Raw genomic sequence first — 26957 nt, forward strand, 5'->3', positions numbered from 1 at the left:
AACACCATGAAAACCTATTACTTAGCATCTTTTTTTCTGCTTGCCCTGTGTTCATGCAGCAACCCGCCAAAAGCAACTACAGAGACAACCGAACCTGTAGGTAAGCTTGATGGAACCTGGCACCTGATATCAAGCAAAAGCATCACGAAAGGAGACACCACGGTAACCACTCCGCCAAAAGATCAGGAAATGTTCAAGATGTTTAACGCCACTAACTTTGCCTTTTTCACGCATGACTTGGTGCACGGCAAAACAGCCAAGCCGGTTTACTCCTCGGGCGCGGGTACTTATACGCTATCGGGCGATGATTATACTGAACATCTGGCCTATTGTGATGCCCGGGATTGGGAAAACCGGGATTTTAAATTTAAGCTCACCGTAAGCAATGATACCTTAGTTCAAAAAGGAATTGAGAAGATAGACAGCCTTAAGGTTGATCATGAAATTATCGAAACTTATGTAAAAGTGAAATGATTAGCTTTTATTAATATAACTCAATAATATATAAATCCTGAGCCTGATGGCCCGGGATTTTTTTTTCAGCCATTCAAGCTGATTATTTAAAATCACCAATTGATATATTAAATAAAGGTTACTTAATTTTTAAGCTATATCTATATTAATAATAAACGGCTATCAAGAAAAAAAACACAACAACTTAACAAACAAACATTTACAAATAAACTCTAAAACTTTAAAGAGTAACGCAACCTCAAAGCTAAACTATACGTTAAAACACGCATAACTACACTACTACCCGTATTCCAGCAACTTTAATTAAAAAAATAACTCCGTAAGGTTCATGGGATAGTTATGCGGTTTTCGCTGCCTCTGAAAACATTAAATATGTTTTTTATTAAACTTTATTAATTGTAGCTTATGAGCACAAAATTACAACAGGGCATGCAAATTGTATTTCATAGTAAAATACTGGCAGTCATTCTATTCTCTACCTTTTTATTCAGCAGATGCCGGCCGGAAAAACTCGCCCCACCGGCTAAAAACTCCGAAAAAGCTATCAGCGGTACCTCTGCCAATATAAAATTGAGCTCATATACCGGAGTTGGCGTACCATTAAAAGATATGTTTGGTATTAATGCTTATGAATGGAATTTTTTGCAGGATCCGGCCAATCCAAACTTAAAAAGCACTATTTATGAAACCAACATGGCGCTTATTAAATCATTCAGTGGTGTTAGGCATTACCTGGGCTGGGCCCGGATGGAAAGTACAAAAGGCAATTACACTTTTAGCCCAACCCATGAAGGGAGCTGGGATTATGACCTTATTTACAACCGCTGCAAACAAGATGGCATTTTAGTTTTATCAGACATAAAAAACTGCCCGCCATGGCTGGTGGATACCTACCATATGCAGGATCTTGAAAATGCCCCATTGCTTTATGGATTAAGTAAAGCCGACCCTGCAAGTTATATTGACCAGGCACATATGGCATTTCAGTTTGCTGCACGATATGGCTATAACGCCAATATCGACCGGGCTTTAGTAAAGGTTGATTCAAGCGTGCGGTGGACAAATGATCCGCCTAATCGTATAAAGATAGGCATGGGCCTCATTACCTATGTAGAATGTGATAACGAACGCGACAAATGGTGGAAAGGCCCCGCAACACAACAAACTGCTGAAGAGTATGCGGCCAACATGTCTGCATTTTACGATGGAGATAAAGGCAGGCTGGGAAAAAACGCCGGGGTTAAAAATGCCGACCCCAACATGAAAGTAGTGATGGGTGGTTTAGCAACAGCCAATGTAGAATTTGTGAAGAAGATGGTAGAATGGTGCCGCACCAACCGCGGCTATCGGTCCGATGGTAGTGTCGATCTTTGTTTCGACATCATTAATTACCATTATTATAATAATAACGGTAATATATTAACCCACCAATCTGCTACCATAGGACTGCCTCCTGAACTATCAATGGCCGGACAGATTGCTGATTCATTTGTTCAATATGCAAACTCTCTGAGCAAACCTATCCCGGTATGGGTAACAGAATCAGGCTACGATATAAACCAGGGAAGTTACCAAAAAGCATTATATGTTGGTGATAAACAACCGAAAGATACCCAGGGAGATTGGATTTTAAGAACTTCCCTGCTGTATATCAGGCATGGCATTCAGCGTGTATTTTATTACCAGCTGTTTGACGATACCCCAAATGTTGATGTTCAGTATGCCACATCAGGCCTGGCCGAAAATGGTAAACGCCGCCCCGCTGCCGATTACATACTCCAAACCTCAAAATTAATGGGAAACTATACCTATTCGGGGACTACAAATGCGGACCCATTGGTTGATAAATATGTATCAGGTTCACTAACCATGTATGCACTCACAATTCCTGATTTCAGGGCCCGTACAGGCACCTATACCCTTGATTTGGGCACACCCAAGGCAGTTATCTATACTTTAAAAACAGGTGCGGACGAAGCGTTAACAACCCAGGTTAATACAGTTGCCGGTAAACTGACTGTAAACGTGTCTGAAACGCCAACCTTTGTTCAGGGCGTAAACTAAACAAATACCGAAAGATTATCCCTTACCTGTTTGGCGTACATCCCGCCAAACAGGTTTACATGAACCAATAACGGATATAGGTTCCAAAGTTTAAGCCGCTGTTGCCAGCCAGGTAACAACTGAAATTCGTTGTTATAAGCTTCATAAAAGGCACGGTCAAAACCACCAAAAAGCGTGGTCATTGCAATATCAAACTCGCGGTTACCATAGCTTACAGCCGGATCTATCAGGTAAGGTTTACCTTCGCTGCTGATTAAATAATTGCCGCCCCAAAGGTCGCCGTGAAGCAATGCCGGTGGCTCTTCGGTAAATAAACCTGGGAGTTTCTTATAAAGAAGGTCAAACTGGTGAACATCGTTTTTATTGAGTTCTCCTTTGTCCGCCGCCATTTTTATCATTGGCTGTAATCTTTCTTCAATAAAGAATTGCGCCCAGTTATCGCGGGGCCTATTGCTTTGATGGAGCGATCCCATATAATTATCGGCATCAAATCCGAATTGCGCAGAAGTTGCCCGATGCATTTGGGCAAGCTGATATCCTAATTTTTTTGATGAGACGTTGTTAATTTGTCCCGCGTCAATCCATTCCAATATAAGGTAACTCTCGTCGCCGGTATCACCCCGTAAAATAACATTTGGTACAGCTATTGCGTTTGTTTTACTGATGGCAGCCAGGCCTTCCACCTCGCTTTCAAACATACCCGGGAATTTATGGAGACTATTTATTTTAATAAAAAAACGATCCAATGCGGTTTGTAAGCGATAGGCCTGATTAATATCGCCTCCGGCAACTGGGCTTATACTCTTAATTTTGGCATTCAAACCAAGTTCAATATCATTTATTACACCTGCCGATACAGCCATTTTGGTCGGATATTATTTAAATTAAACATTTCAAAATAGTTAATTTATTAGCCGATACAAATTATCGGTTTAAAAAGTTATTTTTGCGGTTCAATGGAGCACATTCGTAATTTTTGTATCATAGCACACATCGACCACGGCAAAAGCACACTTGCTGATAGGTTATTAGAATATACTAACACCATAACGCAGCGCGAATCGCAGGCACAATTGCTTGACGACATGGATCTGGAACGCGAGCGCGGTATTACCATAAAAAGCCATGCCATACAAATGGATTATGAGCTTGATGGCCAAAAATATGTGCTCAACCTGATTGATACCCCCGGTCACGTAGACTTTTCATACGAAGTATCACGTTCTATCGCAGCTTGCGAGGGTGCTTTATTGATAGTTGATGCAGCACAGGGAATCCAGGCTCAAACTATTTCAAACCTGTACCTGGCTTTAGAAAACGACCTAGAAATCATCCCGATCCTAAATAAAATGGACCTTCCCGGCGCTATGCCCGAGGAAGTGAAAGATCAAATAGTTGATTTAATTGGTTGCAAACGAGAGGAAATCCTTGCTGCATCAGGTAAAACAGGTATGGGTGTTCATGATATTCTTCGTGCTATTGTTGAACGTGTTCCTGCTCCGGTAGGTGACCCTAAAGCTCCGCTACAGGCTTTGATCTTCGATTCGGTTTTTAACTCATTCCGTGGTATCATTGCTTACTTTAAAGTTGTTAACGGTGAGATTCGCAAAGGCGATAAAGTAAAATTCGTTGCTACTGAAAAACAATACCTTGCTGATGAGGTAGGCACTTTAAAACTGCGTCCAACGGCTAAGGATGTGATCAAAACCGGCGATGTTGGTTATATCATATCAGGTATAAAAGAAGCAAAAGAGGTTAAAGTTGGTGATACCATAACTCAGGTTGACCGCCCTTGCGAGGTTGGGATCCAGGGTTTTGAAGAAGTAAAGCCAATGGTATTTGCCGGCATCTACCCTGTTGATACCGAGGATTATGAAGAGCTGCGCGAATCAATGGCCAAACTGCAGTTAAACGATGCTTCATTAGTATTTGAACCTGAATCATCTGCGGCTTTAGGTTTTGGTTTCCGTTGCGGTTTCCTGGGCATGCTTCACATGGAGATCATCCAGGAGCGTTTGGAGCGTGAGTTCAACATGACGGTAATTACTACCGTACCCAACGTATCATATGTGGCCCACACAACCAAAGGCGATGAGTTCATTGTAAATAACCCATCCGACCTTCCCGACCCAAGTAAAATTGATTTTGTAGAAGAGCCATATATCAAAGCTACCATTATTACCAAATCTGAATTTGTTGGCCCGGTAATGTCGCTTTGTATCCAAAAACGCGGCACCATTACCAATCAATCATACCTCACATCAGAGCGCGTTGAACTTATCTTTGAAATGCCGATGGGCGAGATCGTGTTTGATTTTTATGATAAATTGAAGACCATTTCAAAAGGTTATGCCTCGTTTGATTATCATCAAATTGGCTACCGTCAGTCTGACCTGGTAAAACTGGATATACGCTTAAACAGCGAGCCGGTTGACGCACTTTCATCACTGATTTTCCGTGGCAACTCATACGATTTTGGTAAAAAGATCTGCGAAAAACTGAAAGAGCTTTTGCCCCGCCAGCAGTTTGAGATCATTATCCAGGCTTCTATTGGTGCCAAGATCATAGCCCGCGAAACGGTGAAAGCTTTGCGTAAAGATGTTACCGCTAAATGTTACGGTGGTGATATTTCCCGTAAACGTAAACTGTTGGAAAAACAAAAACAAGGTAAAAAACGCATGCGCCAGGTAGGTAACGTTGAAATACCTCAGTCGGCATTTATGGCGGTTTTGAAGTTGGATTAATTCCTCATTCTCTTGCAGAAAACGAGGATAAGTAAATTAATATATTCTGTATAGGTTAGTTACATATTTTACAATAGCAGGACTTGTTAAACATATTCATTTAGGAGACTTTGTTTATGGTAAATGGATTGTGTACGACAGTGACGAACCTAAATATTACATAGATGCTTTCAGCAAGGATGCAACTTCAAATAGCATCATATTTGAGTTACTTTTAAACAACAAAAAAGAGACTATCGAAAGCATTATTAACAAGATAAATAAGAATCACGGGCTAAAGTTATCACTGGATAACAGGCCGTTTATAAGAATACAATTGAAATCAGAACCGGTAAGTTTAAATTTACCTCCATTACCTGACCACTTGGTTAAATACATTTAACAATGCAGCTTTTAGACGGAAAATACGTTTCAGAAAAACTTAAGATTGAAATAGCTGAGGAAGCAGCTAAAATATTGGCGAAAACCGGCCGCAAGCCACACTTGGTAGCGGTATTGGTTGGCCACGATGGTGGCAGCGAAACTTACGTGGCCAGCAAAATGAAGAACTGCGAAAAAGTAGGCTTCAAATCATCATTAGTGCGTTATGAAGATGATGTTACCGAAGAAGAGTTACTAAAAAAGGTAGAAGAATTAAATGCAGATCCAGATATCGATGGTATCATCGTTCAGCTTCCTTTACCAAAACATATCGATCCTGAAAAAGTAACGGAGCGCATTGACCACCGTAAAGATGTTGATGGTTTTCACCCGGTTAACCTGGGCCGGATGCAGCGCAATTTACCGTCATTTATTCCGGCAACGCCTTATGGTATCACTTTAATGCTTAAAGAATACGGCATTGAAACAGCCGGTAAGCATTGCGTAGTTGTTGGCCGTAGCAATATTGTTGGCTCGCCAATGAGTATTTTGATGGCACGTAACACAACGCCGGGTAATTGTACCGTAACTATTTGCCATAGCCGCACACCCGACATCAAAAAATTCACGCTCGATGCAGACATCCTGATTGTAGCCATAGGCAAAAAGAATTTCATTACTGCCGACATGGTGAAAGACGGCGTTGTAGTTGTTGACGTAGGTATGAACCGCGAAACATCGACCAGTACAAAATCGGGCTTTAAACTTTATGGCGATGTTGACTTTGATAATGTAGCACCAAAATCATCATGGATAACCCCGGTACCTGGTGGCGTGGGCTTGATGACCATTGTTGGTTTGCTTAAAAATACTTTGGCTTCGGCTAACAAAGAGGTTTATAAATAGTGAGTGGTTTATTAAGTTGATTAGGTGAGTGGTTTTCTAACCATTCACCTAATCAACTGCTCACTACTCATCTCCCTATCAACTTATCCCAAATAGAGGCGACACCGACGTAAACTCCATCTTCCTTTATTTCAACGGGGTAAGTTTCTATAAAATCATTCTGCCCCTCGCCGCCTTTACCTGTTTCCAGATCATAAGTATAGCGGTGATATGGGCAAACAATAAGTTTTCTTACGCATAAGCCCTCACTCAAATCGGCACCGGCATGCGGGCATCTGGCTGATACTGCGTATAGCATTCCATTAAAACCTACCAGGCAAATACTTTTGCGGCCCGCCTTAGTTTTTTTTATGAATGGTTGATTTATATCTTTGGGAGACTCAACTTTATGCCACTTCATTTTGAAACGGTTAAGCTAAATATTCAAGTGTAGATTGTAAATATTGGCTTCCTTGCGTCAAGCTAAAAACATCAAAGGCAATACGGGCCAATATTGATTTTATAGCTGTAGCATCTTTAAAATCATTCATATCAATGTGATAAACAATCCAATCTGACCCATCACTTTGTTCAAATCCCATTTTCTTTAGAATAAAAAGTTCTCTTTCTTCATCCTCATCATCATAGTTTTCCTTATCGTATCCATACATGTCTAATACAGCATCCGAACTTATGGAAATACTAAGCAAATTATTCACATTAAGCTCAAAATATAAATATAAAGCACTCGGCTTATTTAAACAGAGCCTGAATTTTTTAAACCGTCCCTCATATAACTCAAACAACGCATCATCAATTATCTGCGCATCGTTAAAATAACTGGCTGATAATTGATCTTTCCTGATCTCATTTTCTTTTTCTGTTATTCGTCGCTGATAAATGATTCGCAGCCGATTGTTGTCATCAAACCCTTCAAATACATCTTTAAGTCTTTGAAGATCCTGCTTTTTATGATATGATGGATCTTTAAAATACTGTAAGGTTGCTAATTTGCTCTCTAAACGCATCAATTCCTCTTGATGATAATGTGCATATAGAAAGTCGTTTTCAATAAGATAGTTTTTTATCGAAGATTTAAGAGCAAGTTTTTCACTTTCAAAATATTCAATAATTTGATCAAGGTCAGATTTCATAGGTACAAGATATGTACTACAAATTTCAAAGTCTAATACTATTGCTATATTTCTAAACCTTGATATCTGACAGCAAATTCTTAAAAATCTATTTTCAGGTTCATCACATTCGGGTTTTTGATCACCTCATCCATGCTGGTAACCAGGGTAACTTCCCTCCTGTCGGCCGAGAGCATAGCCTTTGAATTATCGACTTTCTTTACCGGGTGGGCAAATCTTAAAATCACTTTATAAGGCATGTCAATAAGCATAGCCTTTGCCATCATAAAAGTTGCCTGGGTTTTCTTTAAAAAAGCATTAAATTTTGCTTTATCTATTATGCGGTAAAATCTGTGGGGCGTAATATCGTATGAATAATAATCCTGTCCCGCTACCATTTGCCTCGCATCAAATGGCTTATTTGTTTTATCCGTGGTTGTTATGGCGCTAATTTGGGTATTAAGCGCTATTTTTGATACATTTTGCAAGTAGTATTGTAAATCTTCGGCATTTTTTGCTGTGTGATTAAGTGTTACCTTCATAACACTCTTTTTAAGGTTCATATTAACGGTCAGCTCGCTGGCCTTGGCCATTTCAATTTCCTCAGTCTTCAATTTTTGCTGGGCGCTATCAGGTATTGCGCTATAAAAGTTAAGCGTTGTATCTTTAACTAAACTAAATTGAGGGGTTTCTTTAACCGAATCAGACATGAGGTTGACCAATACCGACACGGCCCTGCTCATATCAAAAGCGTAAGCAACCTTACAGGTTCCATCGCTCTTAAAATCGTAATGCTCTTCAATATCCACACATGAACTAAAACAAAGCGCCACCATTAAAATTAAAGGAAGGTAAAGTTTTTTCATATTCAGATAGAAATTAAGCGTTAGCGATACAGGTTATAGCATTTTACAAAAATAAGGTTAATTGGTTATCTTTAAATTAAAAGTAATTATAACAATTATTAATGAAATAAGAAAGGTAAAAGGATAAAGGTGAAAGGCAAAAGGTACGAACCCGTTACTTATATATAATTGATGGTGATGGCAAAAAACCTTTCGCCTTCTACCTTTTGCCTTTCTCCTAAAAAGACACTTCCATATTAGTGTAACCTTTTACCTTTCACCTTTCAGCTTTCGCCTATCTTTCAGTACCTTTGCACCCTTAAATAACTATGGCACACCAAATACCAGACGATGGCACGCTGCTTCCTTTAATGGAGGAGTTTTATACGATACAGGGCGAAGGATACAATACAGGCAAAGCCGCATATTTTATTCGCCTTGGTGGTTGCGATGTAGGTTGCCATTGGTGCGATGTTAAAGAAAGCTGGGATGCTGAATTACACCCGCTTACTGCAGCCGATACTATTGTAAGCAATGCAGCCATTCATCCTTCAAAAGCTGTTGTAGTAACGGGTGGTGAGCCCCTTATTTATAATCTTGATTACCTTACCCACAGCCTGCACGAAAAAGGAATAAAAACCTTTATTGAAACTTCGGGCGCGTACCCGCTTTCGGGCGATTGGGACTGGATCTGCCTTTCGCCAAAAAAATTCAAAGCCCCTACCCCACAAGTTGCTGAATCCGCTCATGAACTAAAGGTGATCGTATTTAATAAATCTGATTTTGAATGGGCAGAATACCACGCCAAAATGGTATCACCGGATTGCAAGCTATACTTGCAGCCGGAATGGTCAAAGTCAAAAGAAATGACGCCGCTTATTGTTGATTATGTTAAAGAAAACCCGCAGTGGGAAATTTCATTACAAACGCATAAGTATCTGAATATTCCATAATCTTTGTAACTTACGATATTAATTATCCTGAGTTATAAATGAAAATTGCAGTATTACTGGTGCTTACATTGTGTTTGCCTGCTTTGCTTTGTGCCCAGCAGCCAACACGGTATTCGTCAACCAATAAAGAAGCTGTAAAATTCTTTGCTTCTGCTTATCAAAATCTCGATCAGCATCTTTATGATGAAGCCATTCAAAACTCATTGAAGGCCGTTACCGAGGATCCTAAATTTATTGAAGCGCACCTACTACTGGCCGATTTGTACAGGATGAAACGTATGTATAAACCAGCTGTAGAAGAGTATGCTAAAGTTATCTCATTAAGTCCTGAATTTAACCGCGGTGCATACCTTAAAGCTGCCGAGATGGAAATCCATAGTGCAAGTTATGCACAGGCACAACAGCACCTGGAAAAATATCTTACCTATCCTGATCTTAGTCCGGATAATATCACCTATGCAAAAAAGATGCTTGCCGACGCTAAATTCAGTATCCAGGCGACAGCCCATCCGGTGCCATTTAAGCCCATAAATATTGGACCGGAAATTAATACCGCCAATGATGAATACCTGCCGGTTGCCACTGCCGACGAAAGCACACTGATATTTACGCGAAAGATCAATAACAACGAAGATTTTTATAAAAGTAATATGATAAATGGCAAATGGAATACAGCCACTTATCTAAGCAACCAAATTAACACCGAAAAATATAATGAAGGTGCTCAATCCATATCCCAGGATGGTAAATACCTTTTTTTTACTGGCTGTAACCGCCCGGACGGATTAGGGAGGTGTGATATTTATATTGCTCAAAAAAAAGGTAACGACTGGGCGAAGCCTGTTGATCTTAACCCGCCGGTAAATACCTCAGGCTGGGAATCACAACCTTCTATCAATGCAGATGGCCGTACGCTTTACTTTGTAAGTAACCGTAAAGGCGGCTATGGCGGTTATGACATTTGGAAAAGTACATTGGGCGAAAAAGGTTGGGGTGAGCCTGAAAACCTGGGCCCCAATATTAACACTCCATATAACGAGCTGTCGCCATTTATTCATCCGGACGACAGTACACTTTACTTTAGCAGCGATGGCTGGCCGGGTTTAGGAAGCAAAGATCTGTTTGTAAGTCGCTTAGACAAGGATGGCAAATGGCAAAAGCCCGAAAACCTGGGCTATCCTATCAATACTAATGGAGACGAAGGTGGTTTATCGTTAACAGCAGCCGGCGACTATGCTTTTTTTTCGTCGAATAATTTAAACGGTTTTGGTGGCTATGATATTTACAAATTTGAACTCCCTGTAAAACTGCGCCCTCATTTGGTAACCTATGTTAAAGGTTTTGTAAAGGATGTAAAGACTAAACAGCCCCTCGAAGCTGCAGTTGAGATCATCGACCTGGAAAGTAATCTACCCGTTTACCAGGATTATAGTGACGATGAACAAGGTGATTTTTTAGCCACACTAACTTCAGGAAAAAATTACGCACTTAATATTTCAAAAAGCGGTTATCTGTTTTACTCAGAAAACTTTTCGCTAAAAAATTATAAAATCAAAAGCCCCTTTAATATCATAGCCCTGTTGTCACCTATTGAAATTGGGAATAAGGTGATACTTAAAAACATCTTTTTTGATACTAACAAATTTGATCTTGAAAAGGAATCGAAAGCAGAACTGCTTAAGCTTATCGAGTTTTTAGGTGTAAACCCAGCCGTACGCATCGAAATTTCGGGACATACAGATAACGTAGGCAGTCACCAGGTTAATCAGGTACTATCCGAAAACAGGGCGAAATCTGTTTATCAATACCTGGTGTCGCATGGCATTGCCCCTGCCAGGCTTATTTATAAAGGATATGCAGAAACGCAACCTTTAGCTTCCAACACAACTGAAGAAGACAGGGCCAAGAACAGGCGTACTGAATTTATGATCATTGCCAAATAAGTACTTGATTGATTTATCTAAAATGAAAAAAAGCCCGGTAGCATTAACCATTATTGTACTAATTTCCTGTGCTTTTGTTTATAACCAAACCGGCAAGCCATGGCAAGGTAAAATGCAGCAACTTCCGGGCAGGCTGGAATGCGAATACTATGACCAAGGCGGTGAAGGAGTAGCTTACCATGATACCGATAGTATAAACAACGGCAGCGGAAAGCTAAACCCAGCCAACGGGTCGTCTCTTAATGAGTTCAGAATGAAGGAAGGTGTTTACATATCTTATACTAAAACAGGTAATATCGATAACAATCCTTATAATAAAACTCTGCGGGACCTTAATAAATTTTATGTTGGTTGGACACAGCCCGGCGAATGGATCAATTACACTATAAAAGTAAATAAAACAGGAACCTACCCTATTGGCATTTTATACACATCTAATGGTGATGGAACAATTGCCTTTGATGTTGATGGCAAAGATGCAACAGGGCCGATGAAGATCATTTCAACCCATGATAACCGCGACACGGTGCAATGGCGGCAATGGCATCATTGGAATGCCTGTGATTCCATTGGTTCAGTAGCCTTAAAAAAGGGAGTCCATGTGCTTACCCTCCACATACTTACCAATGGCAACATGAACCTGGATTATATCAATTTTGGAAAAGGCATCAATAAAAAAAGCCTTTAGAGTTTAGTCTAAAGGCTTTCAATATAATAAATTTTGTACTATTAGTTGCCTAATTCTGACATGAACTTGATACGCATTAATTGCACCTCTTCGCGGGTGTAATCATCGCTGCCCAATTCGGCTAAAGCTTCATCAATAGAATCGGCTTCGGCAGTACGGAAATAATCAAACACCTCTTCCTGCTTATCCTCGTCAATTACTTCATCTATATAATAGTTAAGGTTAAGCTTAGTTCCTGAGTTAACAATAGTTTCAACCTCTTTCAGTATCTCTTCATAAGTAAGCCCTTTTGAAGCGGCAATATCGTCAAGGTTTAAATGCCTGTCGATGTTTTGAATAATAAATACTTTAAGGGCCGATTTATTGGCGGCGCTTTTAATCACCATATCGATTGGCCTGTCAATATCATTATCCTCTACATACTTCTGGATCAAATCAGTAAACGGCTTCCCAAATTTCAGTGCCTTACCTGCGCCAACACCAGAAATTTGCTTAAGCTCTTCTGTGTTGATCGGATAGTGCGTACACATCTCTTCTAACGACGGATCCTGGAATATCACAAACGGCGGCAACCCTTTTTGTTTGGCCAGCTTCTTGCGCAGTTCCTTAAGCATTTGCAATAACTGGGTATCTAATGCACCTCCACTTTGTTTTGGGCCGTCATCATCGCTATCATCATCTGTAGCTTCCATGATCTTGTTTAATACAAAACGGATACTATGCGGATTTTCAATAAAGCTATTTCCGTTTTTGGTAAGCCTTAAAAGCCCATACTGATCAATATCCTTTGAAACATAATTATTAAGCAAAGCCTGTCTTAAAAGTGAATTCCAGAGGTTTTTACCAAGTTCCTTCCCGGCTCCGTAATAATCAAGCTGATCATGCTCGTAATTTTTTATCTGCGCATTTTCTTCGCCCATCAATATGCTGATGATATGATGGTCATCAAATTTTTCCCCAATGTGCTTGATCAAACTCAATGCCCTGTGCAGGTGCTCCTCCCCGTCAAAATGATCTTTATGGGTGCAGCAATTATCACACATGTTATTACAACCGGCCTCGTTAAAGTTTTCGCCAAAATAGTGCAATAACTGTTTACGACGGCAAACCGATGATTCACAATAGTCGATAACTTCCTTAAGTATCTGGGTACCTATTTCACGTTCTGAAACAGGTTTATCTTTCATGAATTTTTGAAGCTTATCGATATCTTTTTCTGAATAAAAGGCCACGCAAACGCCCTCTCCTCCATCACGACCGGCACGTCCTGTTTCCTGGTAATACCCTTCCATGCTTTTAGGCACATCATGGTGTATTACGTAACGAACATCAGGTTTGTCAATACCCATACCAAAAGCTATCGTGGCTACAATGACATCAACATCCTCCATCAGGAATTTGTCCTGCGTATCAGCCCGCACTTTAGGATCAAGACCGGCGTGGTAAGGCAAAGCCTTAACCCCGTTAAGGTTAAGCACCTGTGCCACTTCCTCAACCTTTTTACGGCTAAGGCAATACACAATTCCCGACTTGCCCTGATTTTGCTTTACAAATTTTACAATCTCTTTTATAACATTACGCTTGGCTCGTACTTCATAAAACAGGTTGCCGCGGTTAAATGACGATTTAAATACAGTTGCATTGTTCATTTGCAGGTTTTTTTGGATATCCTGCTGAACTTTAGGCGTGGCCGTAGCTGTTAAAGCTATGATAGGTATATTTTCGCCAATATTGCTGATTACCTGACGTATTTTGCGGTATTCGGGCCTGAAATCATGCCCCCATTCCGAAATACAGTGAGCTTCATCTACAGCAACAAATGATACATGATTTAAGCGTAAGAAATCGATATTTTCTTGCTTTGTTAAGGACTCGGGTGCTACGTACAATAATTTGGTTTTCCCCGCCAAAACATCTTCCTTAACCCGGGCTATCTCTGATTTGGTAAGTGATGAGTTTAAAAAGTGGGCTATACTATCTGATCCTCCAAATGCCCTGAGCTGATCTACCTGGTTTTTCATCAGGGCAATCAGCGGTGAAATTACGATTGCCGTACCATCGCTCATTAATGCTGGTAACTGATAACACATCGATTTGCCACCCCCGGTAGGCATAATAACAAATGTATCATTACCGGCCAGGATGTTGGTTATTATCGCTTCCTGCTCCCCCTTAAAATTATCAAACCCGAAAAAATTCTGGAGATTGTCAAATAGCGATTTCTTTGTTTCTATCATTATTTTAACAAATTCTTAAATTGTATTTAAAAGTTTAAAGTAACAAAATTTTCTAAATAAACGGTGGATTTACTTTTAAATTTTATATAAAAATGATGATTAGATGAAAAACAATTTCTTCGCTTGTTTATTTAAAGAACCAGACAAAATTATGGAAGGCATGCTATTAAATTATTTAGTTACACTTAATGGATAATTAACAAATTATTACACATTTTTACGGTTGATATAATACCGAATTAAAACTCTTTACTTTCTCATGAATAAAAACTATTATGCGATAATTATGGCTGGAGGGATTGGAAGCCGCTTTTGGCCGATAAGCCGTACATCGCACCCTAAACAGTTTATAGATATACTTGGTACCGGTAAAACCCTGATACAAAATACCTACGAACGTTTTCTGAAAGTATGCCCCAAAGAAAATATATACATTGTTACCAATGAAAATTATACCAAACTTGTAAAACAGCAGCTGCCGGATATGGAGGATCAGCAGATCCTTACCGAACCGGTAATGCGTAACACGGCACCTTGTGTTGCTTACGGCTGTTTTAAAATTGAAAGCCTTAACCCTGATGCCGCCATTGTAGTAGCCCCTTCCGATCAGCAGATCCTGGACGAAGATGCTTTTGTTGCTGCCATTGAAAAATCATTGCAAACCGCTGCCGCTAATGATTACCTGATTACCCTGGGTATTAAACCATCAAGGCCTGATACCGGCTATGGATATATCCAGTATACCGATAACATTATCAACGACGAGTTTCATAAAGTGAAAACTTTCACCGAAAAACCCACTCTTGAGATAGCGAAAACGTTTATTCAAAGCGGCGACTTTTTGTGGAATGCTGGCATTTTTGTTTGGTCGGCCAAAACCATTGTTAAGGCGTTTGGACAGTACCTGCCCGAGATGCACGAGATTTTTGCCGATGCCAGGCCGGTTTATAACTCAGATAATGAAAAAACATACGTTCATAAAGCATACCAGCAATGCGTTAACATCTCGATAGATTATGGCATTATGGAAAAAGCTGATAACGTATATGTTTTACCATCAGATTTTGGATGGAGCGACCTGGGTACCTGGGCGTCCATATATGACCTGGCAGATAAGGATTATGTAGGCAATGCTGTGATCCCGGCTGAAAAGGTGATCATGTATGATTCATCAAACTGTATGGTAAACGTGCCGGGCGAAAAACTGGTAATACTGCAGGGCCTGCATGACTATATTGTGGTAGAATCAAACAACTCCCTGCTCATTTGCCCTCGAGATCAGGAGCAAAACATCAAACAAGTTGTAACTGATGTAAAAAGCAAATTTGGAGCTAAATATATTTAGGGGTTGATGAGTGGTGGGTAGTTGATTGGGTAAGTAGTTTGATTTTTCAGGAACGATTACCTAATGAACCGCCCACTCACAAGCCTCAAACAACTACTCACTCAATCAACTTAATCAACCATTCACAGCAGTGCGTTGCCTTATCGCTTCATACAAAATGATCCCGGTTGATACCGAAACGTTCAACGATTCAATTTCGCCAAACATTGGGATCTTAGCCAAATGATCCGAGATCCTGATGATCTCGTTCCGTATTCCATCTTCTTCCGATCCCATTACAATAGCAGTAGGGACTGTATAGTCCGGGTTGTAAATATTGTCCTGTGTTTTTTCCGTGCAGCAAACCAGCTGAAGTCCCGACTCCTGGAGGAAACGTACGGTCTGCATAAAATTATCGTGCCTGCAAACAGGGATCTTGTATAAGGCCCCTGCCGAAGTTTTAATTGCATCCGGATTAATTTGTGCCGAGCCTTTTGCAGGGATCACAATAGCGTGTACACCGGCACATTCAGCAGTACGGGCTATAGCTCCCATATTACGCACATCAGTAATACTGTCTAAAACCAGGATTAGCGGCGTTTCGCCCCTCTCAAATACCTCGGGTATGATATTTTCTATCTTCTGGTAAACGATAGGTGAGATCACAGCTATAACACCCTGGTGATTTTTCTGTGTGATACGATTAAGTTTTTCAACCGGAACTTGTTGTGCAACTATCTGGTATTCATTCATAAGCTCTTTAAGCTCATGTATCAGGCTGCCGCTTATGCCTCTTTGTATAAATAATGCCTCAATCTCCTTGCCCGAACGGATAGCTTCCACTACCGCCCTGATACCAAAAACCATTTGATTGCTTTCGCGCTGAGGCCTTGAATTAAATGCCATTTTATGATTTGAATTTTGGCAAAAGTAGCTATATTAATTGATTAAGCCGTTATTGAACTGATAACCCTTTTGGGTTTAACATCATTTGGGCCCGGATGCTATCAACATTCCAAAACTTTATTAACATTGGTTCAATCACCTGAAAATCAAACCATCCATATTTTGTTAAAAAGTTATTAACACTTGGATGTTTATTAAAAACCTTTAAATTATTGCCCTGTGTATGATTATTTTAAAATGCCGATACACTATGTTAGGTGTTTACTTTGCCCGGCGAAACTTTTTTTGTATATTTTTGTACCCTTATGAGTTTTGAGAATAACAACCAGCATAACAAGCCAAACACATTTGAACGCCGGGGCCGGATCACAAATCCAACGCCTTTTATTGGAGGCGGCAAATTGCAGCCTCAGGCTACGGATTTAGAGGAAGCCGTTTTAGGTGCGCTCATGCTGGAAAAAGACGCTCTTTCATCAGTTATTGATGTTTTAAAGCCCGAAGTTTTTTACCAAACCAATCACCAAAAGATTTTTTCTGCCATAAAAATCCTGTTTGAAAAAACACAGCCCGTAGATATTCTTACCGTTACTGCCGAGCTGCGCAGACTGGGGGAGCTTGAGATGGTTGGCGGTGCTTATTATATTACCGAACTTACCAGCCGTGTTGCTTCGGCTGCCAATATTGAGTTTCACTCACGTATTATTATTCAGAAATTTATCCAGCGTGAACTTATTCGTATCTCTACAGAGGTTATTAATAATGCCTATGAGGATACTGCCGACGTGTTCGACTTGCTGGATATGGCCGAAAAAAACCTGTTTGAGATTGCACAGAGCAATTTACGCCGCGATGCCCGTAACATGGATGATCTTGTGCACGAGGCCTTAAGGGATATTGAAGCTTTGAAAGATAAAAAAGACGGTTTAACAGGCGTTGCATCAGGCTTTACCGGCCTTGACAGGATGACCTCGGGCTGGCAAAAATCAGATTTGGTGATTATAGCAGCGCGCCCGGCGATGGGTAAAACAGCCTTCGTGTTAAGTTGCGCCCGTAATGCAGCCGTTGATTTTGACAAGCCGGTAGTTGTGTTCTCGCTCGAGATGTCGTCGGTGCAGTTAGTTAATCGTTTGATAGCCGGTGAAGCAGAAATAGAACAGGAAAAAATACGTAAAGGCACACTTGAAGAGTGGGAATGGCAACAAGTACACTCCAAAATAGGCAGGCTTGAAAAGGCCACCTTTATCATTGATGATACCCCGGCGCTAAATATATTTGAGTTCAGGGCAAAATGCCGTCGTTTAAAATCGCAATATGATATCCAGTTAATCATCATCGATTACTTGCAGTTGATGCATGGCAAAGCCGAAGGTAAAGGCGGTGGCGGTAACCGTGAGCAGGAAATCAGTAGTATTTCACGTGCGCTTAAATCTGTAGCTAAAGAACTCAGCGTACCCGTTATTGCGCTTTCGCAGTTAAGTCGTGCGGTTGAAAGCAGGCCGGGTAACTCAAAAAGGCCAATGCTTTCAGACTTACGTGAGTCGGGCGCTATTGAGCAGGATGCCGACATGGTGCTATTCCTTTACCGTCCTGAATATTACGGTTTAACTGAAGACGAAGACGGCAACCCAACTCAGGGCGTAGGCGAAGTAATTATAGCCAAACACCGTAACGGCGAAACAGGTACTGTCCGGCTTAAATTTGTGGGTAAATACGTTAAGTTTGCCAACCTTGAAGAAGGTATGGACGGCTTCCCTCCGCCTGCAGGTAACGCTTTTGCAGGCCTTGCCCCTTCGCAGGATTTTGAAAAGCAAAGCAACTTTATCATCCGTCCTTCAAGAATGGATGATATGGATGACGAAGCACCATTTTAATTCAACTTTGAATTTGAGATTTTCGATTTCGGATTTAGCCCTCTATGCTAATTCAATATCCGGAGCCGGAAACTCAAAACTCCAGGTCAAAATACTATTCCCAAAATAACACCGATAATAATTACTATCGGTGTTTTTATTTTGGTGAAATGTAACACCAGGAAAGTACCGGTCATTAATAGATAGGCTATCCAGTTCAAGCCAAACGGCCTTACTAACAAAATCAATGCAGTTGCCATAAAGCCTACTGCCACGGCATTAATACCACTTAAAGAGTTTTTTATCCTGGTTATCTTTTTCAGATCTTCCCAAAACGGAACAATAAAGAGGATAAGTATAAGTCCCGGAGTATTAATCCCAATAACCGCAACAAGGCTGCCAATTATTTGCCCCCAGATGTTATAACCTTTATTGCCAAGCGTAATGCCACCTAAAAATGATGTAAAAGAAAAGGTTGGCCCGGGTAATGCCTGTTGCAGGGCATAACCAGATAAAAACTCTGATCGCCCTAAATAATGCTTAACTTCAACAAACTCCGTATACATTAACGGTACAAGCACCTGCCCTCCTCCAAAAATCAGGATGCCATTTCGGTAAAAGTTTTCAAACAAACGAATTGGCAAGCTGAATGGAGATGTTTGATTTACTACCGCGCCCAGTGCTGCAAAAAAAAGCAGGATGCCGATAAAGTAAGCCACCTTGTTGGGGTTTACATTTGAGTAAAGTTTTACCCTAAGTTCATTTTCGTGCTGTTGAGTTTCCATTGCCGATGATATGATACCACCAAGCAATATCAGTATCGGAAAAGCGTAGGCATTTTGCAATATCAGCGTAACAATCAATGAGCCTATGGCCAGCATCATGCTTATTTTTGTTTTTAAAAACTTGCTTGCAAATGTGTAAGTGGCATACGCAACTATGCCAACCGCTATGGGCTGTACATAACTGATCACGTGGCTAAATTTAGCCTTGTTGGCAAACATATTATAACTGATTGCTGCCATACACATAATGGCTGCCGATGGTAAAATCCAGATAAGAAAGGTAATGATGGCAAGTCTGAGCCCGCCCACTTTCCAGGCTATGCCAACCAATGTTTGAGTTGATGAAGGCCCCGGTAAAACCTGCGACAAGGCATTAAGCTCCATCAATTCATCTTCAGTGATATATCTGCGCTTTTCAACAAATTCACGCAGTAAAACGGCAATGTGGGCCTGGGGCCCGCCAAAAGCAGTAAAAGTATAAATCAGCACATCCCTAAGGAATATAAGTTGCCGTTTTTCCATTTAGATAAGTTAAGGAAATCATGGTTCATGACCAAAACCAAAAAATACTATGAACTATGAGCGCCGGCTATTGACTAATAATCGTCGTCATCATCTTCTTCAAAGCCTATTGCCTGCCTGTATACAGCCTGCAATTCAGAGAAAGCGTGATTGTCTCGTTTCTCCTTTGTCACTTTCATGCCGTTTTCATAAGTTTTAATGGCGTCGTCCTTACGGTTTAATGCTTCATAAAGCTTACCTAAATGGTAATATGTACCCGTATAACCCGGGTGGTTATTTACCAGATCCTCGTAATAGGCAAGTGCCTTATCTGTCTCATTCAGACGTAGATATTCTGTTGCCAGGGCATATTTCAGAAACTCGTCATCTGGTTCATTTTTTATAAATTCCAACAGCTTGTTCAATCTGTTCAACTCCATTTTAAACTCTATCTTTTTTAACTAAATTTGCAAAAACCTATTGATATGAAGATTTTGGTATGTGTAAGTAATGTTCCTGATACCACCACAAAAATAACTTTTACTGATAACAACACGCAATTTAATACAAACGGGATTCAGTTTATACTTAACCCCTATGATGAAATAGCGCTTGCCCGTGCCATTGAACTAACCGATGGCGGCAAAGGAACAGTAACTGTAATAAATGTTGGTGAAGCAAATACAGAGGCCACTATTCGCAAGGCATTGGCCATTGGCGCTACTGATGCCGTGCGAATAAACGCTAAACCGCACGATGCCTGGTATGTATCTTACCAAATTGCCCAGTATGTAAAGGCTAATCCTTTTGATTTGATCCTGACCGGGCGCGAATCTATTGATTACAACGGATCGAAAGTTGCGGGCATGCTTGGCGAATTGCTTGACCTGCCATCTGTATCTATTATAAAAAAATTAGATGCCGGTGACACAGAAGCAGTAGTTGAACGGGAAATTGAAGGCGGCAAGGAGGTTTTAACTATCCCCTATCCATTTGTAGCCGGTACTGCAGAGGGAGTGGCCGAACCCAAAATACCTAATATGCGCGGCATAATGTCGGCCCGCACCAAACCGCTTACTGTTGTTGAAGCGGTTGAGGTAAAAACATTTTCAGAAATCATCAGTTATGAAACCCCTGCCCCACGTGGCCAGGTAAAGCTTATTCCTGCCGATGATACAGCCAAACTGGTTGAACTGCTGCATGCAGAAGCGCGTGTTATATAAATTTATTATCTAAACTACTAACAGATAAATATGTCAGTTTTAATATATGCGGAAAATGCCGGTGGCAAATTCAAAAAATCAATTTTTGAAGCCGTTTCTTACGCCCGGGCTATTGCCGATCAAAATGGTACTTCCCTTACTGCAGTTTCAATAGGTAATGTTGATGCTGCAGAATTGGCTTTATTGGGCGAATACGGTGCCGATAAAGTGCTTAACGTATCGGGGGATAAATTAAAAGATTTTGTAAATCAAGCATATGCCTCTGTAATAGCCGAAGCTGCTAAGAAAGAAGGTTCGGCTGTTGTGGTTTTATCCAATACATTTTCTGGCCGTGGTTTAGCACCAAGAGTTGGTGTAAAACTTGAAGCTGGTGTTGCCGACGGAGCCGTGGCGCTTCCGGTGCAGGAAGGCGGCTCATTCAAGGTTAAAAAAACAGCTTTTTCGGGTAAAGCTTTCGCTTCGGTAGAACTTACTTCGGCCATTAAAGTTATTGCACTTGTACCTAACTCTTATAAAGTTATTGAAACAGGCGGCACTGCTCATATTGAGGACTTTAACGTTGAATCCAAAGCTTCAGACTTTAGGGCCATGATCAAGGAAATTGTTCGTTCAACTGATAAAGTTTCTCTTCCCGATGCTGAGATTGTGGTTTCGGGTGGCCGTGGTTTAAAAGGGCCTGAAAACTGGGGTATGATTGAAGAGCTTGCAGAACTTTTAGGCGCTGCCACTGCGTGCTCTAAACCTGTTTCTGATGCAGGATGGAGACCTCATAGCGAGCACGTTGGGCAAACCGGCATAGCTGTCAGTCCAAATTTGTATATTGCAGTCGGAATTTCAGGCGCTATTCAGCACCTGGCGGGGGTAAGTTCATCAAAAGTTATCGTAGTCATAAACAAAGATCCCGAAGCGCCGTTTTTTAAGGTAGCTGATTACGGGATAGTGGGCGATGCATTTGAGGTACTCCCTAAATTAATTGCAGCCGTTAAAGAATATAAAGCTTCAGCATAAATACAGGTGATGGGGAATAACATGAAAAAAATAAAGCTTGATATTGTCGGCTTATCATACAGTCAAACACAATCGGGCGCATATGCACTTGTTTTGGGTGAGGTGAGCGGCCGTCGTCGTTTGCCTATTATTATCGGCAGCTTTGAAGCCCAGGCTATAGCTATCGAAATAGAAAAAATGACCCCAAGCCGCCCGCTTACGCACGATCTTTTTAAAAGTTTTGCCCAGGCTTACCAAATTGAAGTTCAGGAGGTAATTATTTATAACCTGGTTGATGGTATCTTTTATGCAAAACTTATCTGCAGCGATGGTAAACGTTCGGTAGAGATAGACGCGCGTACATCTGACGCCATTGCAGTTGCCGTTCGTTTCGACTGCCCTATTTTCACCTATGAGTTTATTCTTTCAACTGCGGGCATTGTTATAGAAGGTAACGATTTTGTTTATCTGGAGAATATCAATGAAACGCCCGAAGAAAAATCCGTTAGCGCATCAGTAAGCGGTTACGCTTCCATCAGTACCGAGGAGCTTAAAACCAAACTTCAGGAAGCTCTTGCCGAAGAATCTTATGAAAAGGCGGCAAAAATTCGTGACGAATTAAATAAACGTAAGGCTTCATGATGATTTCGGGATTCGGATTTTAGATGTCGGATTTAATTGCTTGCTCTTTTTTAAAAATATCTTTTTATCATATCAACAACTGATAACAGAAACTCAATCCCGGGTTTCTGTTTAATAAGCGTAATTTCTGTAACTGTAGCTTTCTGATTTACATTTATTTCACTACTTTCCGCTTTTAATTTAACACTGACTAAATTTATTTAAACCAGGTACCGTATGAATATTAAGTTCCGCTTAATACTGATGAATTTTATGCAATTTTTTATCTGGGGAGCCTGGTTACTTACCATCGGTGCATACTGGTTCCAGGATAAACATTGGTCGGGCGCACAATTCGGGGCTATCTTCAGTACCATGGGTATTTCGGCCATATTTATGCCTGCCCTTACCGGTATTATAGCCGATAGGTTTATCAACGCCGAAAAATTATACGGCATTATGCACATTTTTGGAGCGGCATCCTTATTTACCCTTCCATTAATTACCAATCCATCTGCTTTTTTTTGGGTGATGCTGATTAATATGGTGTTTTATATGCCAACCCTTTCACTTTCAATAACAGTAGCATATTCGGCGCTAAAAGGCGGTAATAAGGATGTAGTGAAGGACTACCCACCAATCAGGATTTGGGGAACTATCGGCTTCATTGCCGCATTATGGACAGTAAGCCTAACGCATAATGAAACCTCGCCAAATCAGTTTTATATAGCATCGGCGGTAGCGCTGGCACTGGGTCTTTACTCATTCAGTCTTCCCAAATGCCCTCCGCTTTCTGCCAAAACAACTAACAAATCATTTGCCGACTCATTAGGACTGAACGCTTTTAAACTGTTCAAGGATCCTAAGTTTGCTATCTTCTTTGGTTTTTCGATGCTTTTAGGGGCAGCGCTACAGCTTACCAATGCGTACGGTGATACTTTTATACAGGATTTCAAAAACATAGCCATTTACAAAGATTCTGTCGGTGTAAAATATCCGGCTATCATCATGTCGATTTCACAATTTTCTGAAACGTTTTTCATCCTGGCCATACCCTTCTTTCTTCGTAAGTTCGGTATCAAATATGTAATGCTATTTAGCATGCTGGCGTGGGTGTTAAGATTTGGCCTTTTTGCCTTCGGCGATCCGGCAGGGGGATTATGGATGATAGTTTTATCATGCATTGTTTACGGTATGGCTTTCGATTTCTTCAATATTTCGGGTTCCCTGTTTGTTGAAACACAAGCTACTCCGGATATCAGGGCAAGTGCACAGGGCTTATTTATGATGATGGTAAACGGTTTCGGGGCATTTTTTGGAAGTATTGCAAGCGGCCTCATCATTGATAAATTTTTCCTGCTGCCGGGCGGCGAGAAGGATTGGCATGGCATCTGGCTTACATTTGCAGGCTATGCCCTGGTAATAGCTGTTATTTTCCCTTTTGTGTTTAAATATAAACATAATAAAGCCCTTGTTGAAGCTATACAGCACGCGTAATTGTCTGAACCGGGATTTGGGGAGATTTTTTGGATTATCCAGGTAAATTATAAAACAGAGAAGGCTCACGAATTATCGTGAGCCTTCTCTGTTTTGAGCAAGAAAATCCTGTAATCAAAAGAATCCCCCCAAATCCCGGTTCAGACTATTTCTTCCTCCCCATTGCATATTTGATCCCGCCCAATAAATGGTTCAAATACAAAGGATCAGCATATGATTCATCAGTGTGCCCCAATTCGGTATAAAAAGCCCTGCCGCCATCAAAATTATGATACCAGGCCATTGGGTGGTTGTCGCCATTTTCGCCGCCGGTATAGCTTTTTTCATCTATCTTGATCAGTACATGCAGGTCATCACCTATCCATTTGTAGTTATACCATTCGTCCCAGCGTTTCCAGGTTTCAGGCAAGTGTTTAGTCGCAATAAAATTACGGTCTACTATATTTAACGTTGCCTCCTGTTGTTTCGGGTGGCTTTTAAAATAAGCACCTACCAGTTTGCCATACCATGGCCAGTCATATTCGGTGTCTGTTGCGGCATGTACGCCAACAAAGCCGCCCCCTGCTTTAATATATTGCTCAAACGCAGCCTGCTGGGTATCATTTAAAACGTCGCCCGTGGTACTTAAAAATATTACTGCCTTATATTGCTTCAAATTATCTGCAGTAAACTTTGCAGCATTAGTGGTGCTATCCACATCAAAATTATTTTCCTGCCCGAGTTTGATTATCGCCGGTACCCCTACCGCAATTGAGTTGTGGTGAAAACCGGCTGTTTTACAAAATATCAATACTTTATCTTTAGCAAGTACCTGCGTTATAGATGCGCCTACCAAGAGGCATATGGTTAGTAGTTTTTTCATAGTTGGTGAGTGGTTGATTATGTTGATTAAGTGAGCAGTTAGTTTTATGTTTAGTTAATAGTTGATTAAGTGAGCGGTTGATTAAAACTTGAGAATCGGCGCCAAACCATTCACCTAATCAACCACTCACTATTCACCAACTTATAAATTCCCTTTCTTTAATTCATCTACAGCAAAATGAGCGGCACGCGCCGTCATAGCCATATACGTTAACGATGGATTTTGACAAGCTGCTGAAGTCATTGCAGCCCCATCAGTAACAAAGACATTTTTAGCGTCCCAAACCTGGTTATTACCGTTAAGTACCGAAGTTTTAGGATCGCGCCCCATACGGGCTGTACCCATTTCGTGGATACCATCGCCAACATTATGACCACGATCATGCGTTTCAACGTTTTTCACCCCGGCGCTTTCCAGCATAGCTTTCGCCTCTTTTACAATGTCAACACGCATTTTCTTTTCGTTTTCTTTGATCTCGGCGTCCATAGCCAATATTGGCAGTCCCCATTTATCCTTACGGGTTTTGTCAAGTGTGATCTTATTTTCGTGATAAGGCAGCAATTCGCCGAAACCACCGATACCTATTGTCCATGGGCCTGGTTCAGTAAGTGCATCTTTATATTGAGCTCCGATACTATATTCGGCAATTTCACGACTCCAGCCCATGCGGCTTGCTGCGCCCTGGTAGCCGAAGCCGCGCAGGTAATCGCGCTTATCACCAAACAGGTTTGCAAAACGCACAACGTAAATACCATTGGCCCGGCGGCCATAATAATATTTATCCTCGTAACCGTCAACCAAGCCGCTTGCGCCAAGATTGTAATGATGATCCATGATGTTGTGCCCCAATTCGCCGCTGCTGCTGCCTAAGCCATCGGGCCAGATGTCGGTAGCTGAGTTCATCAACACCCAGGCACTGTTTAAAGCCGACGCATTAACAAAAACTATTTTGGAGTAATACTCATAAGTTTGATTGGTTTCGGCATCAAGCACTTCAACACCCTTTGCCTTTTTTGTGTCCTTATCGTATAAAATTTTAGTAACAATAGAATATGGCCTCACAGTTAGGTTACCGGTAGCCAGCGCTGCAGGCAAGGTTGATGATTGCGTGCTGAAATACCCGCCGAAAGGACATCCTTCCCAACACCGGTTCCTGAACTGGCAAGCCGTACGCCCCGGAATAGCAGCCGTTAAATTGGCGGTTCTGCCAATGATCATATGTCTTGTACCGTTATAATTTTTCCGGATCCGGGCAGCCACATCTTTTTCCACCCAATTCATATCCATAGGCGGCAAATAGTGTCCGTCGGGCAATTGCGGTAACCCCTCTAACGAGCCGCTGATACCTGCAAACTTTTCTACGTGATCATACCAGGGTGCCAGGTCTTTATAGCGGATGGGCCAATCAATAGCCCAGCCATCCTTGGCATTGGCTTCAAAATCAAAATCGCTCCAGCGGTAGCTTTGTCTTCCCCATAAAATGGAACGACCGCCAAGCTGATATGAACGCCACCAATTAAATGGCTTTATCTCGGTGTATGGTGCAGCCTGCTCATCAGTCCAATAATCCATAATAGGTTCGGTAGCACCCCAACTGCGCGAAATCACCGGACGCTGCTTGCGTTGCGCCTGGGTTGGAGCGCCTGCATGATGGCGGTCCCAGGGGTCCTGGTTAGCGGTTTTATAATCTTTGATATGTTCAAAGTTCCTGCCCCGCTCAAGCATAATAGTTTTTAGCCCCAGTTCTGATAATTCTTTTGCTGCCCAGCCACCACTGATACCTGAGCCTACTACAATGGCGTCATAGGTATTATTAGCCTTGGCTTTGCCGTTTACATTACTTAATGGCATAGTTTTATAAATTGGTTTTGAAATTGGATAAAACAATTATATCAATTAAAAATCGATATAGCAATCGATTGTGAAGAAAAAAGAACCGTGATTTGGGGGGATTTTTAGGATTATGGGATCCCCCTTCGTTTAGCCTTGCAAATCAAAATCCGGTTGATCCTTAAATTAGTTTAATCCTGGTGCAGACATTAACAAACTAAGAATCCCCCGCATCCTAAAAATCC

23 protein-coding genes are annotated in these 26957 nt (G+C 41.1%); 13 read left to right on the forward strand and 10 right to left on the reverse strand.

Translation table 11 applies throughout. The features are described from left to right. The first annotated feature begins 6 nt into the window (after positions 1–6). Together MTO98_RS18330 and MTO98_RS18335 are read left to right on the forward strand one after the other, a co-directional pair. On the forward strand, positions 7–474 hold the full coding sequence (locus MTO98_RS18330) for a hypothetical protein (protein ID WP_243480335.1): 468 nt from the start codon (positions 7–9) through the stop codon (positions 472–474). A gap of 405 nt (positions 475–879) precedes the next feature. Next, positions 880–2538, forward strand: a complete 1659-nt coding sequence (locus tag MTO98_RS18335) for a hypothetical protein (RefSeq protein ID WP_243480336.1) — start codon at positions 880–882, stop codon at positions 2536–2538. Here MTO98_RS18335 and MTO98_RS18340 read toward each other — a convergent pair. Then, positions 2535–3401 (reverse strand): fructosamine kinase family protein, encoded by an 867-nt coding sequence (locus tag MTO98_RS18340; RefSeq protein ID WP_243480337.1) that lies wholly within the window; start codon positions 3399–3401, stop codon positions 2535–2537. The two genes, MTO98_RS18335 and MTO98_RS18340, sit on opposite strands and share 4 nt — an antisense overlap. Positions 3402–3494: 93 nt before the next feature. Here MTO98_RS18340 and lepA point away from each other — a divergent pair, with 93 nt between their 5' ends. Together lepA and MTO98_RS18350 are read left to right on the forward strand one after the other, a co-directional pair. After that, on the forward strand, positions 3495–5282 hold the full coding sequence (gene lepA / locus MTO98_RS18345) for a translation elongation factor 4 (RefSeq protein ID WP_243480338.1): 1788 nt from the start codon (positions 3495–3497) through the stop codon (positions 5280–5282). 384 nt (positions 5283–5666) lie between these two features. Next, on the forward strand, positions 5667–6548 hold the full coding sequence (locus MTO98_RS18350) for a tetrahydrofolate dehydrogenase/cyclohydrolase catalytic domain-containing protein (protein WP_243480339.1): 882 nt from the start codon (positions 5667–5669) through the stop codon (positions 6546–6548). Between the two features lie 67 nt (positions 6549–6615). Here MTO98_RS18350 and MTO98_RS18355 read toward each other — a convergent pair whose 3' ends face one another. From MTO98_RS18355 to MTO98_RS18365, 3 genes are all read right to left on the reverse strand, one after another. Next, entirely contained in the window at positions 6616–6948 is a 333-nt protein-coding gene (locus MTO98_RS18355; protein ID WP_243480340.1) for a Rieske (2Fe-2S) protein, read from the reverse strand. A 10-nt stretch (positions 6949–6958) separates the two neighbouring features. Further along, positions 6959–7681 carry a hypothetical protein gene (locus MTO98_RS18360; RefSeq protein ID WP_243480341.1) on the reverse strand — a complete coding sequence of 241 codons (723 nt, stop codon included), beginning with the start codon at positions 7679–7681 and terminating at the stop codon, positions 6959–6961. An 80-nt stretch (positions 7682–7761) separates the two neighbouring features. Next, positions 7762–8526 carry a hypothetical protein gene (locus MTO98_RS18365; protein WP_243480342.1) on the reverse strand — a complete coding sequence of 255 codons (765 nt, stop codon included), beginning with the start codon at positions 8524–8526 and terminating at the stop codon, positions 7762–7764. 308 nt (positions 8527–8834) lie between these two features. On the opposite strand from MTO98_RS18365, the gene MTO98_RS18370 reads away from it, so the two are divergent. Genes MTO98_RS18370 through MTO98_RS18380 form a run of 3 tightly spaced genes read left to right on the forward strand, consistent with a single transcriptional unit; the run spans position 8835 to position 12089 of the window. Continuing rightward, positions 8835–9458: a 7-carboxy-7-deazaguanine synthase QueE gene (locus MTO98_RS18370; RefSeq protein WP_243480343.1), complete on the forward strand. Its 624-nt coding sequence runs from the start codon at positions 8835–8837 to the stop codon at positions 9456–9458. A 38-nt stretch (positions 9459–9496) separates the two neighbouring features. Continuing rightward, positions 9497–11401 carry an OmpA family protein gene (locus MTO98_RS18375; protein WP_243480344.1) on the forward strand — a complete coding sequence of 635 codons (1905 nt, stop codon included), beginning with the start codon at positions 9497–9499 and terminating at the stop codon, positions 11399–11401. 22 nt (positions 11402–11423) lie between these two features. Then, complete coding sequence (locus tag MTO98_RS18380; protein ID WP_243480345.1) at positions 11424–12089, forward strand: carbohydrate-binding protein; 666 nt, start codon at positions 11424–11426, stop codon at positions 12087–12089. 41 nt (positions 12090–12130) lie between these two features. On the opposite strand, the gene recQ is transcribed toward MTO98_RS18380, so the two are convergent. Further along, the gene (gene recQ / locus MTO98_RS18385) at positions 12131–14323 is read right to left on the reverse strand and encodes a DNA helicase RecQ (protein ID WP_243487943.1); all 2193 of its coding nucleotides are present in this window, start codon (positions 14321–14323) and stop codon (positions 12131–12133) included. A 262-nt stretch (positions 14324–14585) separates the two neighbouring features. On the opposite strand from recQ, the gene MTO98_RS18390 reads away from it, so the two are divergent. Then, positions 14586–15671: a mannose-1-phosphate guanylyltransferase gene (locus tag MTO98_RS18390; RefSeq protein WP_243480346.1), complete on the forward strand. Its 1086-nt coding sequence runs from the start codon at positions 14586–14588 to the stop codon at positions 15669–15671. Between the two features lie 114 nt (positions 15672–15785). Here the strand turns inward: MTO98_RS18390 and rlmB are convergent, their stop codons facing one another. Beyond that, on the reverse strand, positions 15786–16556 hold the full coding sequence (gene rlmB / locus MTO98_RS18395; protein ID WP_243480347.1) for a 23S rRNA (guanosine(2251)-2'-O)-methyltransferase RlmB: 771 nt from the start codon (positions 16554–16556) through the stop codon (positions 15786–15788). A gap of 305 nt (positions 16557–16861) precedes the next feature. Here rlmB and dnaB point away from each other — a divergent pair, with 305 nt between their 5' ends. Beyond that, the gene (gene dnaB / locus MTO98_RS18400; RefSeq protein WP_243480348.1) at positions 16862–18427 is read left to right on the forward strand and encodes a replicative DNA helicase; all 1566 of its coding nucleotides are present in this window, start codon (positions 16862–16864) and stop codon (positions 18425–18427) included. Between the two features lie 86 nt (positions 18428–18513). Here dnaB and chrA read toward each other — a convergent pair whose 3' ends face one another. Both chrA and MTO98_RS18410 read right to left on the reverse strand, forming a co-directional pair. Next, positions 18514–19713 carry a chromate efflux transporter gene (chrA, locus tag MTO98_RS18405; RefSeq protein WP_243480349.1) on the reverse strand — a complete coding sequence of 400 codons (1200 nt, stop codon included), beginning with the start codon at positions 19711–19713 and terminating at the stop codon, positions 18514–18516. A 74-nt stretch (positions 19714–19787) separates the two neighbouring features. Next, positions 19788–20132: a tetratricopeptide repeat protein gene (locus MTO98_RS18410; protein ID WP_091206030.1), complete on the reverse strand. Its 345-nt coding sequence runs from the start codon at positions 20130–20132 to the stop codon at positions 19788–19790. Between the two features lie 45 nt (positions 20133–20177). Between MTO98_RS18410 and MTO98_RS18415 the strand changes: the two genes are divergently transcribed. The 4 genes from MTO98_RS18415 (at position 20178) to MTO98_RS18430 (ending at position 24020) form a co-directional block, all read left to right on the forward strand. Then, entirely contained in the window at positions 20178–20915 is a 738-nt protein-coding gene (locus MTO98_RS18415; protein ID WP_243480350.1) for an electron transfer flavoprotein subunit beta/FixA family protein, read from the forward strand. A 30-nt stretch (positions 20916–20945) separates the two neighbouring features. Further along, positions 20946–21923, forward strand: coding sequence for an electron transfer flavoprotein subunit alpha/FixB family protein (locus tag MTO98_RS18420; protein WP_243480351.1), 978 nt, complete (start codon positions 20946–20948; stop codon positions 21921–21923). Positions 21924–21944: 21 nt separating this feature from the next. Continuing rightward, on the forward strand, positions 21945–22544 hold the full coding sequence (locus MTO98_RS18425) for a bifunctional nuclease family protein (RefSeq protein WP_243480352.1): 600 nt from the start codon (positions 21945–21947) through the stop codon (positions 22542–22544). 216 nt (positions 22545–22760) lie between these two features. Beyond that, positions 22761–24020, forward strand: a complete 1260-nt coding sequence (locus MTO98_RS18430; RefSeq protein WP_243480353.1) for a nucleoside permease — start codon at positions 22761–22763, stop codon at positions 24018–24020. Between the two features lie 145 nt (positions 24021–24165). On the opposite strand, the gene MTO98_RS18435 is transcribed toward MTO98_RS18430, so the two are convergent. Next, on the reverse strand, positions 24166–24882 hold the full coding sequence (locus MTO98_RS18435; RefSeq protein ID WP_243480354.1) for a ThuA domain-containing protein: 717 nt from the start codon (positions 24880–24882) through the stop codon (positions 24166–24168). 141 nt (positions 24883–25023) lie between these two features. Continuing rightward, positions 25024–26733 carry a GMC oxidoreductase gene (locus MTO98_RS18440; protein WP_243480355.1) on the reverse strand — a complete coding sequence of 570 codons (1710 nt, stop codon included), beginning with the start codon at positions 26731–26733 and terminating at the stop codon, positions 25024–25026. Positions 26734–26957 lie beyond the last annotated feature (224 nt).

Origin of the sequence: Mucilaginibacter sp. SMC90 (assembly GCF_022811725.1) — a bacterium.
Lineage (GTDB): Bacteria > Bacteroidota > Bacteroidia > Sphingobacteriales > Sphingobacteriaceae > Mucilaginibacter.

Coding starts and splice junctions, on each gene's coding strand:
- dnaB (WP_243480348.1), top strand. CDS start 16,862: ATGAGTTTTGAGAATAACAACCAGCATAACAAGCCAAACACATTTGAA.
- rlmB (WP_243480347.1), bottom strand. CDS start 16,556: ATGGCATTTAATTCAAGGCCTCAGCGCGAAAGCAATCAAATGGTTTTT.
- MTO98_RS18425 (WP_243480352.1), top strand. CDS start 21,945: ATGAAAAAAATAAAGCTTGATATTGTCGGCTTATCATACAGTCAAACA.
- MTO98_RS18440 (WP_243480355.1), bottom strand. CDS start 26,733: ATGCCATTAAGTAATGTAAACGGCAAAGCCAAGGCTAATAATACCTAT.
- MTO98_RS18390 (WP_243480346.1), top strand. CDS start 14,586: ATGAATAAAAACTATTATGCGATAATTATGGCTGGAGGGATTGGAAGC.
- MTO98_RS18435 (WP_243480354.1), bottom strand. CDS start 24,882: ATGAAAAAACTACTAACCATATGCCTCTTGGTAGGCGCATCTATAACG.
- MTO98_RS18335 (WP_243480336.1), top strand. CDS start 880: ATGAGCACAAAATTACAACAGGGCATGCAAATTGTATTTCATAGTAAA.
- MTO98_RS18380 (WP_243480345.1), top strand. CDS start 11,424: ATGAAAAAAAGCCCGGTAGCATTAACCATTATTGTACTAATTTCCTGT.
- MTO98_RS18420 (WP_243480351.1), top strand. CDS start 20,946: ATGTCAGTTTTAATATATGCGGAAAATGCCGGTGGCAAATTCAAAAAA.
- MTO98_RS18375 (WP_243480344.1), top strand. CDS start 9,497: ATGAAAATTGCAGTATTACTGGTGCTTACATTGTGTTTGCCTGCTTTG.
- MTO98_RS18350 (WP_243480339.1), top strand. CDS start 5,667: ATGCAGCTTTTAGACGGAAAATACGTTTCAGAAAAACTTAAGATTGAA.
- MTO98_RS18360 (WP_243480341.1), bottom strand. CDS start 7,681: ATGAAATCTGACCTTGATCAAATTATTGAATATTTTGAAAGTGAAAAA.
- lepA (WP_243480338.1), top strand. CDS start 3,495: ATGGAGCACATTCGTAATTTTTGTATCATAGCACACATCGACCACGGC.
- MTO98_RS18365 (WP_243480342.1), bottom strand. CDS start 8,526: ATGAAAAAACTTTACCTTCCTTTAATTTTAATGGTGGCGCTTTGTTTT.
- MTO98_RS18370 (WP_243480343.1), top strand. CDS start 8,835: ATGGCACACCAAATACCAGACGATGGCACGCTGCTTCCTTTAATGGAG.
- MTO98_RS18340 (WP_243480337.1), bottom strand. CDS start 3,401: ATGGCTGTATCGGCAGGTGTAATAAATGATATTGAACTTGGTTTGAAT.
- chrA (WP_243480349.1), bottom strand. CDS start 19,713: ATGGAAAAACGGCAACTTATATTCCTTAGGGATGTGCTGATTTATACT.
- MTO98_RS18355 (WP_243480340.1), bottom strand. CDS start 6,948: ATGAAGTGGCATAAAGTTGAGTCTCCCAAAGATATAAATCAACCATTC.
- MTO98_RS18415 (WP_243480350.1), top strand. CDS start 20,178: ATGAAGATTTTGGTATGTGTAAGTAATGTTCCTGATACCACCACAAAA.
- MTO98_RS18410 (WP_091206030.1), bottom strand. CDS start 20,132: ATGGAGTTGAACAGATTGAACAAGCTGTTGGAATTTATAAAAAATGAA.
- MTO98_RS18430 (WP_243480353.1), top strand. CDS start 22,761: ATGAATATTAAGTTCCGCTTAATACTGATGAATTTTATGCAATTTTTT.
- MTO98_RS18330 (WP_243480335.1), top strand. CDS start 7: ATGAAAACCTATTACTTAGCATCTTTTTTTCTGCTTGCCCTGTGTTCA.